Origin of the sequence: Kitasatospora sp. NPDC050543 (assembly GCF_044457565.1) — a bacterium.
Taxonomy (GTDB): Bacteria; Actinomycetota; Actinomycetes; order Streptomycetales; family Streptomycetaceae; genus Kitasatospora.
Genome location: NZ_JBITGZ010000001.1, coordinates 352,761 through 367,541, shown reverse-complemented (window position 1 = coordinate 367,541; position 14,781 = coordinate 352,761). Strand labels below are relative to the sequence as shown.

Here is a 14,781-nt window from a genome sequence, read left to right as displayed (position 1 = left end):
GGTGTTCCCGCAGCCGGGGGGCTGCGGGAACACCGGACGCACCGGGGGGAGCCTCCCAGTCGGGGGAACGGGGGACCGGGGGCTACGGCGCGGGGGAGGAGAGAGGCTCGGTGTGCTGCTGCTGTCGGGAGACGAGGTCCGCAACGGGGGCGGCCTCAGGCACACCGAGCCGCGTGAAGATCGAGTGCGCCTCCTGAAGACACGCCAGCCCACGCGCCGGCTGCGCGAGATGCAGCAACGCCTCGCCGAGCGCGGCGTTGGCCAGGCCCTGGCAGTACGCGGCGTCCATCTCCAGCGCGATCGCCAGCGCCTCCTCGGCCGCCTCGGTGGCGGCGGGGATCTGCTGGTCGGCGAGCAGGCTGGCGGCCAGCCGCACCAGGGAGTAGCCCTCCCAGAGCCGGTGTTGCTGTGACTGGTAGAGCTGGTGGGCCTCGCGCAGATGTGTGACGGCCTCGGCGGGTGCGCCGGTCGAGGAGAGCACCACCCCGAGCTGGTACAGCGTGTCGGCCAGGCACGGGACGTTGTCGGAGATCCGCGCGGTCGCAACGGCCTCCCGGACGGCCTCGACGGCTGCGTCGGTCTGCCCTATGTCCAGTCGGGCCCGGGCGATGTTGCCGAGCAGCCGGGCCTCACTGTTCGCGGCTCCGATGGCGCGGCTGATGGTCAGCGCCTGCGCGAAGAACGGAAGGGCTTCGGCCGGACGGTTGGCGATGCTGAGCATGACGCCGAGCAGGTTCGTCACGGTCGACTTCAGGATCGTGACGTCATTGGGGCTCTGCAGCTCCAGGCTCTCCCGGAGCGTGATCTCGGCGCTCTGGAAGTCACTGGTGACATGCTGGAGGAAACCCAGCGCGAATCGGACCCGGGCCAGGGTGGGGACGTCGTCGGCAGCCCGCGCGTTGGTGTCCGCGATCTGAAGGATCCGCCGGATGCGTTGCGCGTGAGTGGGGTCCTCGACCATGGTGTTGAGGACGATCAGCAGGTCCACCGCAGGGCGCAGCAGCGTCTGAGGCCCCTGGACGGCCGCCTCGACGCTGCTCAGCAGGAGGGCCACCTCGGCCCTGAGCCAACCCTGGGCCTCCGCGCCGGACTTCATCGGCAGGCCGGCGGACGACAGCTCGTTGAGCGGTGCGAAGAGCAGGTCGTCGGGTTCGACGCTCTGTGCGGCGTTGCGGACCGTGGCGAGCAGCAGGTCGAGCAGCCGCAGCAGGGCGGCCTGCTGCTCCGCGGTGTCGCCGAGCTGTTCGTTCTTCCGCTGGGCGTAGAGCCGCAGCAGGTCGTGGTAGCGGTAGCGGTCGGGGGTGAAGCATTCGAGCATATTGGCCTCGACCAGGGCCTCGACGAGTTCCTCCGCGCGCTCCTCGTCGACGCCGAGCAGGGCGGCGGCCGCACTCAGCGGCAGATCGAGCGAGTCCACCAGGGAGAGCAGCCGGAAGGCCCGGGCCTCCTCGGGCCGCAACTGCCCGTAGCCGAGCCCGATGGTGGTCTCCACCGCGAGGTTGCCCAGCTGCAGCTCGGCGAGCCTGCGCCGCTGGTCCGCTAAGCGGCGGGCGAGGTCGGAGACGCTCCAGCGCGGCCGGCTGGCCAGCCGGGCGGCGGCGATCCGTACCGCGAGCGGCAGGAAGCCACAGGCGGTGACCACGGCGAGGGCGGCCTCGGGCTCGGCGGACACCCGCTGTTCGCCGACGATGGCGCAGAAGAGCGCCAACGCCTCGTCGGGGGTCAGTTCCTCGACATCGAAGAGGTGGGCGCCGGGGATGCCGGCCAGTCGGGAGCGGCTGGTCGCCAGCACCGCACAACCGGACACCCCTGGGATCAGCGGCGTCAGCTGACGCGCGTCCTGGGCGTTGTCCAGCAGGATGAGCATCCGCCGGTTGGCGAGCATCGAGCGGTAGAGCGCGGCGCGTTGTTCCAGCGAGTCGGGTGCCTCGGTGGCACCGAGGGCGAAGAGGAAGTCGCCCAGGACAATGGCCGGATCAGCCGGGGAGGCACCGGCGCCACGCAGGTCGACGTACAGCTGACCGTCGGGGAAATCGGCTCGGACACTGTGTGCCACGTGGACGGCCAGCGTGGTCTTTCCGACCCCGCCGATTCCGGCCAACGAGGTGATGACGACGGCCTGGCTGGCCGCCTTGCGCAGCGCGTCCCGCAGTTCGCCGGCCAGGCTCACTCGTCCGCTGAAGTCCGAGATATCAGCCGGGAGTTGGGCTGGGGGGGTGAAGGCCGGGGCCTCGTCCCTGCTGCTGACCTGCGGATCCGTTCTGGGGGGCGGGATCAGGGTGGGGTCGGCGGCCAGGATGCGCGAGTGGATGGCCGCCAGGCCGGCGCCCGGCTCGACGCCGAGTTCCTCGATCAGCAGCTTCCGGGTGTCCGAGTAGACGCCCAGCGACTCGGCCTGCCGCCCGCAGCGGTACAGCGCGAGCATCAGCAGCTCGCGCAGCCGCTCGCGCAGCGGGTGCTCGGCGGCCAGCGCGCTCAACTCCGCGACCACCTCAGAGTGGAGGCCGATGTCGAGCGCTGCTGCGAAGCGCTCCTCCGTCACCGTGACCTGGCGCTCGGCCAGTCGCTGGCGCTGGCCTTCGGCGTACGGGCCGGGGATACCGGTGAGTGGGCGCCCACCCCAGAGCGACAGTGCGGAGATCAGCAGTTGATGCGCGCGGTGGGAATCACCCGCCGTGCGCGCGGCCGTCGCTTCGGCATATGTGGTGTCGAATACGGACAGATCCAGCGCCTGTGCCGGAATCTTCAAGGCATATCCGTCGCGAACGGAGATCAGTAGCTCGGCGGGAGTCCGCGCCTCGCGATGGGGTTCGATGACGCCGCGCAGCCGGGAGATGTAGGTGCGCAGGGCGGCAACCGCCTGGGGCGGCGGCCGGTCACCCCAGAGACCGTCGACGAGGTCCTGGGTGGTGACGGGGTGTCCGTGGTGGAGCAGAAGGGCGGTCAGGACCGCCTGCTGCTGTGGGGATCCGAGCGGGAGGCTCTGGTCGCCGCGCCAAGCCTGCACGGGACCGAGCACCTGGAAGCGCAGCGCATCTGACAGCGGCGGTTCCCGAAGCTCCATGAAATCCCCCGATGGCCTGTGGTTGTGCTTCCTGCGCCGAGCGCTCAGTGGTTTGTGGTTCCGCGCCAGTTTAGGCGGAACAGCGCAAACGTTGGAGAAGAGGACGAGCGGCCTGATGTTTATAGGACATTTACCGGCCCCTACGATACTGTCCGGGCGCCCTGGCCGGACCGGTCGGGCTCGACGCAATCCGACGACCCGAAAGGCAGTACGCCCATGGCCAGTAACGAGAGTACGACCGCCGATCCGAAGCCCGTTCAGCCCGCCACCACCACGGCACCGCTCGACCCCGCGGCACCGGTCGCCTTCGACGTCCCAGTCGGTGCCGAGCTCAACCCCGACGAGCTGTTCGGCGCCGAGCCCGTGCTGTCGCCCGAGGCGAAGCCCGCGGACGGGACCAAGCCCGCGGACGGGACCAAGCCGGCGGACGGCGCCAAGCCGGGCGAGACCTTCGAGCCGCTCGGCGTGATCACCAACCGTCCGTAGCCCGACGCCGGTAGGCCGGAGTGCACGCCTCGCCCCCACGAGCTGTGGGCGCGAGGCGCTTACTCCGCTGCTGTGTATCTCTTCCGCGGGCCCGCTCTCCAGCCGGCCCGCCGCGCTACTCCGCCGAGCGGACGCGCAGGCTGGTGATGAGGGGGCCCTCGGTGGTCTCCCGGAAGAAGTCGTTGCCCTTGTCGTCGACGACGACGAAGGCGGGGAAGTCCTCGACCTCGATGCGCCAGACGGCCTCCATGCCGAGCTCCGCGTACTCCAGGACCTCGACCTTCTTGATGCAGTCCTGGGCGAGACGGGCGGCCGGGCCGCCGATCGAGCCGAGGTAGAAGCCGCCGTGCTCGGCGCAGGCGTCGGTGACCTGCTTGGAGCGGTTGCCCTTGGCGAGCATCACCATCGAGCCGCCGGCCGCCTGGAACTGGTCGACGTAGGAGTCCATCCGGCCGGCCGTGGTGGGGCCGAAGGAGCCGGAGGCGAAGCCCTCGGGGGTCTTGGCCGGGCCCGCGTAGTACACCGGGTGGTCCTGGAGGTACTTGGGCATGCCCTCGCCCGCGTCCAGCCGCTCCTTGATCTTGGCGTGCGCGATGTCGCGGGCGACGACGAGCGTGCCGGTGAGCGAAAGGCGGGTCTTCACCGGGTACTTGGAGAGCTCGTTGCGGATGGCCGACATCGGCTGGTCGAGGTCGATCCGGACCACGTCTTCGTCGAGGTGCTCGTCGGTGGTGTCCGGGAGGTACTTGGCCGGGTCGGTCTCCAGCTGCTCCAGGAAGACGCCCTCGGCGGTGATCTTGCCCAGTGCCTGGCGGTCGGCGGAGCAGGAGACGGCCATTGCGACCGGCAGCGAGGCGCCGTGCCGCGGCAGGCGGATGACGCGCACGTCGTGGCAGAAGTACTTGCCGCCGAACTGGGCGCCGATGCCGATCTTCTGGGTCAGTTCGGTGACCTTGGCCTCCAGTTCCAGGTCACGGAAGCCGTGGCCGGTGGCGGAGCCGGTGGTCGGCAGCTCGTCCAGGTAGTGCGCGGAGGCGTACTTGGCGGTCTTGAGCGCGAACTCGGCGCTGGTGCCGCCGACCACGATCGCCAGGTGGTACGGCGGGCAGGCGGCGGTGCCCAGCGAGCGGATCTTCTGCTCCAGGAAGGAGAGCATCGACGCCTCGTTGAGGATCGCCTTGGTCTCCTGGTACAGGTACGACTTGTTGGCGCTGCCGCCGCCCTTGGCCATGAAGAGGAACTTGTACGCGTCGCCGTCCGTCGCGTAGAGCTCGATCTGCGCGGGCAGGTTGGAGCCGGTGTTCTTCTCGTCCCACATGGTCAGCGGGGCCATCTGCGAGTAGCGCAGGTTGAGCTTGGTGTACGCGTCGAAGACGCCGCGCGAGATGGCGGCCTCGTCCGCGCCGGCCGTCAGCACGTTCTGGCCGCGTTTGCCCATGACGATGGCGGTGCCGGTGTCCTGGCACATGGGCAGGATGCCGCCGGCCGAGATGTTGACGTTCTTCAGCAGGTCCAGCGCGACGAAGCGGTCGTTCGGGCTGGCCTCCGGGTCGTCCAGGATGCGGCGCAGCTGGGCGAGGTGGGCCGGGCGGAGGTAGTGCGAGATGTCGTGCATCGCCTCGGCGGTGAGCAGCCGCAGGGCCTCGGGCTCGACCTGGAGGAAGCGGCGGCCGCCGGCCTCGAAGGTGGAGACCCCCTCGGAGGTGATCTTGCGGTAGGGGGTCGGGTCCGCACCGATGGGGAGCAGGTCGGTGTAGGCGAACTCTGGCGTGGGAGCCATGGGGGAGGTCCTTAGGGTGATCCGGCTGCGTCGACGAAGCACCCTCCAGGGTAGGCGTCGCGAAATCACCGCACGCGCACAGGTCCGCCTGCGTGACGGGGGTCACGTGCAAGAGGGGGGAACTGCCGTTCGGCAGGCACCCCGGTGACTAGGCTTGCGGTGTGGACAACTCGCCGTCGCAGGACGACCAGGGGCAGACGCCCGTACCGATGACAAAGGCCGGGAGCGCGCCGGCGGCCCGGCCCGAGACCGCCCCGGTGGCGGAGGCCGACATGCGGGCCTCGGACGCCGATCGCGAGCGGATCGCGGAGCTGCTGCGCGACGCGTACGCCGAGGGCCGGCTGAGCGTGGACGAACACGCCGAGCGGATCGAGGCGGCCTACTCCGCCAAGACGCTCGGCGAGTTGGCGCCACTGACCCGGGATCTGCCCGTGCACCGGCCGATCTCATTCGAGAAGCCTTCGCTGGACGCGCCGCGGGCGGCGCCGCTGCCGCCGGCCCGGCAGGAGTCGCCGATGATGGTGGCGATCTTCGGCGGGGCGTCGCGCAAGGGCCGCTGGCGGGTCGGTTCGCATCTGCGGGCCGTGGCGGTGTTCGGCGGGGTCGAGATCGACCTGACGGACGCCGTGTTCGAGTCGCCCGAGGTGGTGATCGAGGTGGCGGCGGTGTTCGGCGGCGTCGACATCAAGGTCCCGGAGAACGTCAGCCTGCACGGCAGCGGGGTGGGGATCTTCGGCGGCTTCGACGTCCGGGAGCAGACCTCGGCCGACCCGTACGCCCCGGTGGTGCGGGTCAAGGGTGCTGCGGTGTTCGGTGGTTGTGAGGCGCGGCCGCGCAAGGGCAAGAAGCTCAAGGAGTGGGTGCGCAAGCAGCTCGGCACCTGAGGGCCGGGTGGGGGAGGTGGGGCGGGCGGGCTCCGGGAGGGCACTGTGCGGGGCGTCGAGTGCACTCTGTAGTCAGTTGCGTGCGGTGTGCATGAATCACAGTGGTGCGGGGTAATTCCTCTCGCACATCGTTTCTTGTACGGCTGTGACACCGGAGGCGGCCTTTGCCGGTCCGGGGGGTGAAGCACGGGGCAGCCGGGCAGGGATGCGACCTTCCCCGAGATTGAGCCTCGTCAGGAGTCCGCCGTGCTGCATCCGATCGAGTCCCGCACCGCACGTCCCGTCGCCGCCGCGCAGCGGCTGGAGCGGCAGCCGGCCAACCGGCTGGACGGGCCCGCCGGGCAACCACCCCAGCCGCACGCCGAGGACAACCCCTGGCACACCGGTGCCGCCTGCCGGCGGGACGAGGCGGGGCTGTTCTTCGCGCCGTCCAAGGAGCCGACCGCTGCCCGGCTCTCCCGTGAGGACCAGGCGAAGCGGGTCTGTGCGCGCTGCCCGGTACTGCTGGAGTGCCGCGAGCACGCGTTGGCCCAGCCGGAGCCGTACGGCGTCTGGGGCGGACTGACGGCAGCCGAGCGCCGGGTGGTGCTGGCCCGGCGCCGGCGGCGGGACACCGAGCTGCGCGAGGCGGCGCGGGTGCCGGCCGGCGGCAGCCGGATAGCCGGCTGAGACCGCCGGCGTACGGGCGCCACGGCGTCCGGGGGGCCGGATTCACAGGCGTCCGGACGGATTCACAGGCGTCCGGACTCACACGCGTGCCGGCGTGACGGCGCACCCGCACGCGTCCACGCGTACCGGACGCAACAGCAGCGGCCTCGGCGAAAGGGGATTTCGCCGAGGCCGCTGCCGTCGTTCCTACGGACCGCGTCCGGGTCAGTTCGCCCGGTCGAAGTCGATCGCGCTGTACGCCCGCAGCTTGGACAGCTTGTGGGTGGAGTGGATCTCCCGGATGGTGCCGCTCTTGGAGCGCATCACCAGCGAGCTGGTGGTGGCGGTCTCCTGGCGGTAGTGCACGCCGCGCAGCAGCTCGCCATCGGTGATCCCGGTGGCGACGAAGAACACGTTCTCGCCGCTGACCAGGTCGTTGGTGGTGAGCACGCGGTCCAGGTCGTGGCCGGCGTCGAGGGCCTTCTGGCGCTCGGCGTCGTCCTTCGGCCACAGCCGGCCCTGGATCACGCCACCCATGCACTTCATGGCGCAGGCCGCGATGATGCCCTCGGGCGTACCGCCGACACCGAGCAGCAGGTCGACGCCGGTGCCCTCGCGGGCGGTCATGATGGCGCCGGCCACGTCGCCGTCGGTGATGAACTTGATCCGGGCGCCCGCCTCGCGGACCTCCCGGACCAGACCCTCGTGCCGGGGGCGGTCGAGGATCATCACCGTGACGTCCTCGACGGCGCTGCCCTTGGCCTTGGCGACCCGGCGGATGTTGACCGCTGGCGGGGCGGTGATGTCGACGAACTCTGCGGCCTCCGGGCCGGCCACGAGCTTGTCCATGTAGAACACGGCGCTCGGGTCGAACATGGTGCCGCGATCGGCCACGGCCAGTACGGCGACCGCGTTGGCCATGCCCTTGGCGGTCAGCGTGGTCCCGTCGACCGGGTCCACGGCGACGTCGCACTCGGCGCCGGTGCCGTCGCCGACCCGCTCGCCGTTGTAGAGCATCGGGGCCTCGTCCTTCTCGCCCTCTCCGATGACGACGACGCCGTTCATCGAGACGGTCGAGACGAGGGTGCGCATGGCCTTGACGGCGGCGCCGTCGGCGCCGTTCTTGTCGCCGCGGCCGACCCAGCGGCCGGCCGCCATGGCGGCGGCCTCGGTGACGCGGACCAGTTCGAGTGCGAGGTTCCGGTCGGGAGCCTCGGGTGCAACCTCAAGGGATCGAGGGAGGTTGTGCGGGTACTGCGTGGTCATCGTCGTTACCTCTCTGTACGCGACGGCCAGTGAGCGCCCGACTACTGCCTGGTCGAACGCCGTGGTGAGGGTTCTGCGATCGTAGCCGCCCACCAGATAGCTGTCTGTGGCGCGGGTCCCGGCTGCCGGGCTTCACGGCGGTTTGTCCCCGTTCACCCGTACGTGGGTACCCCGGGTGCGAGGCCCCGGGGCGCGATGGGTCACCATGTGGGGGTGGCAGGCAAGAGCAGCATGAGGGGTCGGCAGACGGTACGGGACATGGTCCTGTCGATGCTGGCGGTGTGCGGTGTGGTCGCGGTGGCGTACGCGTTCGGCCCGCACTCGTCGGGCGACGGGGTGCACGTGGTCGAGTACCGCACGGCGGCGGCGTCGGCGAAGCGGGCCGCGCCCTACCCGCTGCTGGCGCCCGAGGGGCTGCCCGAGAAGTGGCGGGCCACCTCGGTGGAGTACCGCCCGGCCGGCCGCGCCGGCTCCGACGGCCACTCGACCTGGCACCTGGGCTTCGTCACGCCGTCCGGGCAGTACGCGGCGGTCGAGCAGAGCGACGCGCCCCGGGACGACGTGCTGGCCGACAAGGTGCACGACGCGAAGTCGGACGGCAGTGCGACCGTGGGCGGCAGGGACTGGGAGCGGGTGCAGGGCGCCAAGGATCGCGCGCTGGCCGTCCAGAGTGGCAAGGCGGTCACGCTCGTCACCGGTACCGCCTCGTACGAGGAGCTGACGCAGCTCGCTCAGGCCCTGAAGTAGCCGGCGGCGGGCGGCCCACGGCCTGGCGGCGGGGCTCCGAAGTGGCCGGGGGGTCCGAAGTGGCCGGCGGCCGCTCGGGGAATGCCCGCGACGGCATGCGAAAGGCCCCGGCCGGTCGGCCGGGGCCTTTCGCGTCCGCCCGGATCAGACGGTGGTGACGACCTCGTCGTAGGCCAGGCGCGGGGAGCGCGGGTACCAGGCGTTCTCGCCCGGCTTGCCGATGTTGACCACGGCCAGCACCGAGTGCTCGCCGTCGCCGAAGAACTCCTTGTTGATGCCCTCGGCGTTGTAGCCGGTCATCGGGCCGGCGGCCAGGCCGGCGGCGCGCACACCGACGATGAAGTAGCCGGCCTGCAGGGCGCCGTTGAACAGCGCGGAGGACTCGCGGGCCGGACGCTCGGAGAAGAACATGTCCTTGGCCTGCGGGAAGGACGGGAGCTGGGTCGGCAGCTCGTGGTGGAACTCGTTGTCGGCGGCCAGGATGGCGACCAGCGGGGCGGCCGAGGTCTTCGCCTTGTTGCCGTCCGCCATGTGCTGGACGAGGCGCTCGCGGCCCTCTGGGGTGCGGACCAGGACGACGCGCAGCGGCTGCTGGTTGAAGGCGGTCGGGGCGTACTTGACCAGCTCGTAGATGGCCTGGATCTGCTCGTCGGTCACCGGCTCGTCGGTGAAGGTGTTGGCCGTACGGGCCTCGCGGAAGAGGAGGTCCTGGGCGGCGGTGTCCAGCACCAGAGCGTCGTTGGCAGCGGTCGTCATGGCTTGTCTACCTCATGCGTCGGCGGGAGCGTACGAGACGGCGGGCGCCGTTCACGCATCCACAACATGAGTGAATCTTCAACTATTCCCGGGCTGACGTGTGACGCGCATCACTCTTCGGAATCGCGCGCTCACTCCTGGGTCGGTGTGCCCTCGGCGGCCAGCGCCGCGTCCAGCCGGGCCCGGGCGCCGTCCAGCCAGCGCTGGCAGACCTTCGCCAGCTGCTCGCCGCGCTCCCACAGCGCCAGCGACTGCTCCAGGGACGTGCCGCCCGTCTCCAGCTGCCGGACGACGTCCAGCAGCGCATCCCTGGCGTGCTCGTAGCCGAGCGCGTCGTCGGCGTTCTTCGGCTGCGCGCCCGGGAGCTCCTGGGGCTGATCGATCTCCTGCTCTGCCATGGGCCCAGCCTAGGGGCTGACACCGACAGCCCGGCGGCCCCCGATCCCCGACAGCGGTGGCGGCCCACCTCCGGCCGGCCGCCGTCACTCTCACCGGCCGCCGCATCTGGCCGTCACCCCTCGCCGGCCGCCGTCACCTCGAAGCCGCCGCCGGCGACCCGAGCGTGCAGCCGCTCGCCCGCCGTGACCTGCGCCGGGTCCGTCACCACCGAGCCGTCCCCCCGCTGGAGCACCGCGTACCCGCGCTCCAGCGTGGCCGCGGGCGAGAGCGCCACGACCCGGGCCAGGGTGTGCCCCAGGTCGGACTCGGCATGGTCCAGCCGGTGCCCGAGGGTGCGCCGGGCCCGCTGGAGGAGGCCGGACAGCTCGTCCGCCCGCCCGCCCAGCATCCGGTGCGGCGCGGCCAGCACCGGGCGGCTGCGCAGCCCGTCCAGCCCGTGCTGCTCGCGCTCGACCCGGCCGAGCACGTGCCGCCGGGCGCGGTCGCGCAGCTGGCGCACCTTCGCCAGCTCCTCGCCGACGTCGGGTACGACCCGCTTGGCCGCGTCCGTCGGGGTGGAGGCCCGCAGGTCCGCGACGAAGTCCAGCAGCGGCTGGTCCGGCTCGTGCCCGATCGCGCTCACCACCGGCGTCGTGGCGCCGGCCACCACCCGCAGCAGCGCCTCGTCCGAGAAGGGCAGCAGGTCCTCCACGCTGCCGCCGCCCCGGGCCACGATGATCACGTCCACCTCGGGGTGCTCGTCCAGCTCCCGGACGGCCGCCGAGACCTGCGCCACCGCGCTGACGCCCTGCACGGGTACGTTGCGCACCTCGAAGCGGACGGCCGGCCAGCGCCGCCTGGCGTTCTCCAGGACGTCCCGCTCGGCCGCCGAGCCCCGGCCCGTCACCAGGCCGATGCACTGCGGCAGGAAGGGCAGCGGGCGCTTGCGCTCCGCCGAGAAGAGGCCCTCGCCGGCCAGTCGCCGCTTCAGCTGCTCCAGCCGGGCGAGCAGCTCGCCGAGCCCGACCAGCCGGATCTCGGAGGCCCGCAGTGAGAGTGTGCCGCGGGCGCCGTACCACTCGGGCTTGGCGTGCACGATGATCCGCGAGCCCTCCTGCACCACCTCCGCGACCTGCTCGAACACGGCCCGGAAGCATGTGACGGTCAGTGAGACGTCGTGCTGCGGGTCACGCAGGGTCAGGAACACCACACCGGCGCCCGGACGGCGGCTCAGCTGGGTGATCTGGCCCTCGACCCAGACCGAGCCGAGCCGGTCGATCCAGCCCCCGATCAGTGTGGAGACCTTGCCCACCGGGAGCGGGGCTTCGGGAGAGCTGATGTTGGCCATGCCGACGAATCTAGCGCCGTCGGCCGACAGGCGAGGCGCCCCGGAGGAGCGGGACCAGGGGCGAGCGGGACCGGCGGCTGCGCGGCGTGCGGGACCGCGACCGCGACCGCGACCGCGACGGCCACGGCGACGCCCACCGCGGGCGCCACCGTGCCGCCCGTTCGAGCACCGCGGGGCAGCGCGCCCCGGACGCGGCTCCCGTCGGCGCGGCCCGGCGGCGCCCGTACCATGGGAGGCATGTCCAACACTGCTCAGCGCCGTGTCCTGCTCGCCGCCCCCCGGGGCTACTGCGCGGGCGTCGACCGCGCCGTCATCGCCGTGGAGAAGGCCCTTGAGCAGTACGGGGCTCCGATCTACGTCCGCAAGCAGATCGTCCACAACAAGTACGTGGTGCAGACCCTGGAGAAGCGGGGCGCGATCTTCGTCGACGAGACGGAGGAGGTGCCGGCCGGCTCCATCGTGGTCTTCTCCGCCCACGGCGTCGCCCCGGCCGTGCACGACGAGGCGAAGGCCGGCCGGCTGGCCACCATCGACGCGACCTGCCCGCTGGTGACCAAGGTCCACAAGGAGGCCGTCCGGTTCGCCGAGGAGGACTACGACATCCTGCTGGTCGGCCACGAGGGCCACGAGGAGGTGATCGGCACCATGGGCGAGGCCCCGGAGCGGATCCACCTGGTGGACGGTGCCGAGGACGTGGCGAACGTCGAGGTCCGCGACGAGACCAAGGTCGTCTGGCTGTCCCAGACCACCCTGTCGGTGGACGAGACGATGGCCACCGTCGGCGAGCTGAAGAAGCGCTTCCCGCTGCTGGTCAGCCCGCCCAGCGACGACATCTGCTACGCCACCCAGAACCGCCAGGTCGCCGTCAAGCAGATGGCCCCCGAGACCGACCTGCTGATCGTGGTCGGCTCCAAGAACTCCTCCAACTCCGTGCGTCTGGTCGAGGTCGGCCTGGAGTACGGCGCCGGCGCCGCCCACCTGGTGGACTTCGCCGACGAGATCGAGGAGTCCTGGCTGGAGGGCGTCACCACGGTCGGCCTGACCAGCGGCGCCTCGGTGCCGGAGATCCTGGTCGACGGCGTGCTGGCCTGGCTGGCCGAGCGCGGCTACGCCGACGTCTCGACCGTCAAGACCGCCGAGGAGCACCTGATCTTCTCGCTGCCCAAGGAGCTGCGCCGCGACCTGCGCGCCGAGGCCGCCGGCAAGCTCTGAGGACCGGCCCCGGCCCCGAACCCGGCCCCCGAACCCGGCCCCGAAGCCGGCCCCGGCCTGACCGGGACCGGCTTCGGGGATCGGCGGGCGGGACCGCAGGCTCTCTCGTACGTTGTTCACAGGTGTGGACAGGGAGGACGCCATGACGGCGACGGTTTTCGGCGTGGACATCGGCGGGTCCGGCATCAAGGGCGCCCCGGTGGACCTGGGCCGCGGCGCGCTGACGCAGGAGCGTCACAAGGTGCTCACCCCGCGCCCCGCCTCGCCGGAGGCCGTCGTCGCCGCGGTCTGCGAGGTGGTCCAGCACTTCGGCCACCGGGGCCCGGTCGGGCTGACCTTCCCCGGCGTGGTGGTCGGCGGTCACACCCGGACGGCGGCCAACGTGGACAAGGGCTGGATCGGCCTGGACGCCGAGGGCCTCTTCCGGGAGGCGCTGGACCTGCCCGCGACCTTGCTCAACGACGCCGACGCGGCCGGTCTGGCCGAGATCTCGTACGGCGCCGGGCGGGATCACGGCGGCGTGGTCATGATGCTCACCTTCGGCACCGGCATCGGCAGCGCGCTGTTCACCGACGGAGCCCTCGTCCCCAACACCGAGCTGGGCCATCTGGAGCTGCGTGGCAAGGACGCCGAACGCCGCGCCTCCTCGGCGGCCAAGGAGCGGCACGGGTTGAACTGGGAGCAGTGGTCCGTCCGGGTGGACGAGTACCTGGACCTGGTGGAGCGCCTGTTCTCGCCGCAGCTGATCATCATCGGCGGCGGGGTGAGCCGCAAGCACGAGAGGTTCCTGCCGCTGCTCAAGGGGCGCGAGGCGCGGATCGTCCCGGCCCTGCTGCGCAACGACGCCGGCATCGTGGGCGCGGCGATGGCGGCCGCGGCGAAGGCCGACTGAGGCAGCTGAGACCGGCTGAGACCGGCTGAGACCGGCTTGGACCGATTGAGGCCGACCAGGGCGACCGAGGCCGAGATTCGTCACGGAGCGTGACGATTCGGGGGTGCGCGGGCGGCGGGGCGCCGGGCGTGTCCGGAGTGGAAAGTCGGCCGGTCCGACTTCCCACTCCTCAGCGGGCGCGCTGGATCCGGCGCTGCGCCACGAAGCGGGCGAGCACGATCAGCGCCGCCAGGCCGGTGCCGGAGAAGAGCCACGTCGCCCGCAGCGCCAGGCCGGTGGCCAGCGCCACCACGTGGGCGGTCACGCCCGAGCCGATGACGGGGCCGAGCAGCAGCAGGGCGGCGGCGAAGGCGATCGGCCCGCTGATCGGCGCGGCCAGCAGGTCGGCGAAGCGCACCCGGACGGCGAGCTGGAAGCAGACCAGCAGGTAGCCGAGCCCGAACAGCACCCCGAGACCGCCGAACAGCAGCCGGTCCGCGCCGGCCACGGCGAGCGTCCCGAGCAGCGCGAGCACGCCGGTGCCCACCGCCGTCAGCCGCGCCGGGCGCCCGCGCCGGCGCTCGGCCCGGGGCCGGGCGCGCAGCGGCAGGGCCAGCCGCAGCCGGGGGCTGGAGCGCGCGGACAGCCCCGCCCCGCTGGCCCGCAGCCGGCTCGCGCCGTTCGCGTGCGGCCAGGGCGGGCCCTCGTCCGGAGCGGGCTCGGAGGCCCGCCCGGGCCCCGGTACGGCGGCCCCGGCGCCGCCGGACGGCGGACGGCGTCTGGGCCCTGGTGGCTGGGTACGGATGCTCTGCTCCACCCGCCCAACGTACGGTCCGATCATCGCCACACTGTGTAATGGCAGCCCGGAGCTTGTTCCGTGTCTCCGGGTGGAGTAGTCATGTGATCGTCCGTCAGCACAACCGGGGGAGACGCCATGACCGCCGGCGCCGGGTCCGACTTCGCGTTCGAGCGGCTTCACCACGTCCAGGTGGACATACCGGCCGGTGGGGAGGGGCGCTGCCGGGAGTTCTGGGGTGGGGTGCTCGGCATGACCGAGGTGGTGAAGCTGCCGGTCCTGGCCGCCCGCGGCGGCTGCTGGTTCCGCGGCGGCGGTGTGGAGGTGCACCTGGGGTGGTGCCCGGGTTCGTCCCCGCCCGCAAGGCCCACCCCGGCATCCTGGTCCGCTCGCTCCCGGCGCTGGCCGCCCGGCTGGAGGCGCACGGCCACGAGGTGATCTGGGACGACGGCTTCCCCGGCTACCGCCGCCTGCACTCGCGCGACGTCCTCGGCAACCGGCTGGAGTTCCTGGAGCCCGAGCCGGGCGAATGACCGCCTGCCCGT

General features: G+C 72.0%; 13 protein-coding genes and 1 pseudogene. 7 read left to right on the top strand and 7 right to left on the bottom strand.

The annotated features are described in order from the left end of the window. Positions 1-82: 82 nt before the first annotated feature. Complete coding sequence (locus tag ACIBH3_RS01520) at positions 83-3,064, bottom strand: AfsR/SARP family transcriptional regulator (RefSeq protein ID WP_396309792.1); 2,982 nt, start codon at positions 3,062-3,064, stop codon at positions 83-85. Between the two features lie 216 nt (positions 3,065-3,280). Between ACIBH3_RS01520 and ACIBH3_RS01515 the strand changes: the two genes are divergently transcribed. Next, positions 3,281-3,550: a hypothetical protein gene (locus ACIBH3_RS01515; RefSeq protein WP_396309791.1), complete on the top strand. Its 270-nt coding sequence runs from the start codon at positions 3,281-3,283 to the stop codon at positions 3,548-3,550. A 115-nt stretch (positions 3,551-3,665) separates the two neighbouring features. On the opposite strand, the gene ACIBH3_RS01510 is transcribed toward ACIBH3_RS01515, so the two are convergent. After that, the gene (locus ACIBH3_RS01510) at positions 3,666-5,330 is read right to left on the bottom strand and encodes a fumarate hydratase (protein ID WP_396309790.1); all 1,665 of its coding nucleotides are present in this window, start codon (positions 5,328-5,330) and stop codon (positions 3,666-3,668) included. Between the two features lie 209 nt (positions 5,331-5,539). Here ACIBH3_RS01510 and ACIBH3_RS01505 point away from each other — a divergent pair, with 209 nt between their 5' ends. Together ACIBH3_RS01505 and ACIBH3_RS01500 are read left to right on the top strand one after the other, a co-directional pair. After that, on the top strand, positions 5,540-6,214 hold the full coding sequence (locus ACIBH3_RS01505) for a DUF1707 domain-containing protein (RefSeq protein WP_396309946.1): 675 nt from the start codon (positions 5,540-5,542) through the stop codon (positions 6,212-6,214). A gap of 324 nt (positions 6,215-6,538) precedes the next feature. After that, positions 6,539-6,883 carry a WhiB family transcriptional regulator gene (locus tag ACIBH3_RS01500; protein WP_396309945.1) on the top strand — a complete coding sequence of 115 codons (345 nt, stop codon included), beginning with the start codon at positions 6,539-6,541 and terminating at the stop codon, positions 6,881-6,883. A 204-nt stretch (positions 6,884-7,087) separates the two neighbouring features. Here the strand turns inward: ACIBH3_RS01500 and glpX are convergent, their stop codons facing one another. Beyond that, positions 7,088-8,128 carry a class II fructose-bisphosphatase gene (gene glpX / locus ACIBH3_RS01495; RefSeq protein WP_396309789.1) on the bottom strand — a complete coding sequence of 347 codons (1,041 nt, stop codon included), beginning with the start codon at positions 8,126-8,128 and terminating at the stop codon, positions 7,088-7,090. Positions 8,129-8,359: 231 nt separating this feature from the next. Between glpX and ACIBH3_RS01490 the strand changes: the two genes are divergently transcribed. After that, positions 8,360-8,875, top strand: coding sequence for a DUF4245 domain-containing protein (locus ACIBH3_RS01490; protein WP_396309788.1), 516 nt, complete (start codon positions 8,360-8,362; stop codon positions 8,873-8,875). A gap of 144 nt (positions 8,876-9,019) precedes the next feature. Here ACIBH3_RS01490 and ACIBH3_RS01485 read toward each other — a convergent pair whose 3' ends face one another. The 3 genes from ACIBH3_RS01485 to xseA all read right to left on the bottom strand — a co-directional run bounded on the left by ACIBH3_RS01485 (position 9,020) and on the right by xseA (position 11,357). Then, positions 9,020-9,631 carry a malonic semialdehyde reductase gene (locus ACIBH3_RS01485; RefSeq protein WP_396309787.1) on the bottom strand — a complete coding sequence of 204 codons (612 nt, stop codon included), beginning with the start codon at positions 9,629-9,631 and terminating at the stop codon, positions 9,020-9,022. A 131-nt stretch (positions 9,632-9,762) separates the two neighbouring features. After that, the gene (locus ACIBH3_RS01480) at positions 9,763-10,029 is read right to left on the bottom strand and encodes an exodeoxyribonuclease VII small subunit (RefSeq protein ID WP_396309786.1); all 267 of its coding nucleotides are present in this window, start codon (positions 10,027-10,029) and stop codon (positions 9,763-9,765) included. Between the two features lie 113 nt (positions 10,030-10,142). Beyond that, positions 10,143-11,357, bottom strand: a complete 1,215-nt coding sequence (gene xseA, locus ACIBH3_RS01475; protein ID WP_396309785.1) for an exodeoxyribonuclease VII large subunit — start codon at positions 11,355-11,357, stop codon at positions 10,143-10,145. A gap of 228 nt (positions 11,358-11,585) precedes the next feature. Here xseA and ACIBH3_RS01470 point away from each other — a divergent pair, with 228 nt between their 5' ends. Continuing rightward, positions 11,586-12,569, top strand: a complete 984-nt coding sequence (locus tag ACIBH3_RS01470; protein WP_396309784.1) for a 4-hydroxy-3-methylbut-2-enyl diphosphate reductase — start codon at positions 11,586-11,588, stop codon at positions 12,567-12,569. A 142-nt stretch (positions 12,570-12,711) separates the two neighbouring features. Next, a complete protein-coding gene (ppgK, locus tag ACIBH3_RS01465; protein ID WP_396309783.1) occupies positions 12,712-13,461 on the top strand; it encodes a polyphosphate--glucose phosphotransferase in 750 nt (249 codons plus the stop codon). A gap of 169 nt (positions 13,462-13,630) precedes the next feature. On the opposite strand, the gene ACIBH3_RS01460 is transcribed toward ppgK, so the two are convergent. Next, on the bottom strand, positions 13,631-14,257 hold the full coding sequence (locus ACIBH3_RS01460; protein WP_396309782.1) for a DUF6542 domain-containing protein: 627 nt from the start codon (positions 14,255-14,257) through the stop codon (positions 13,631-13,633). 117 nt (positions 14,258-14,374) lie between these two features. On the opposite strand from ACIBH3_RS01460, the pseudogene ACIBH3_RS01455 reads away from it, so the two are divergent. Further along, positions 14,375-14,769: pseudogene (locus ACIBH3_RS01455) on the top strand (glyoxalase). Positions 14,770-14,781: the final 12 nt, after the last annotated feature.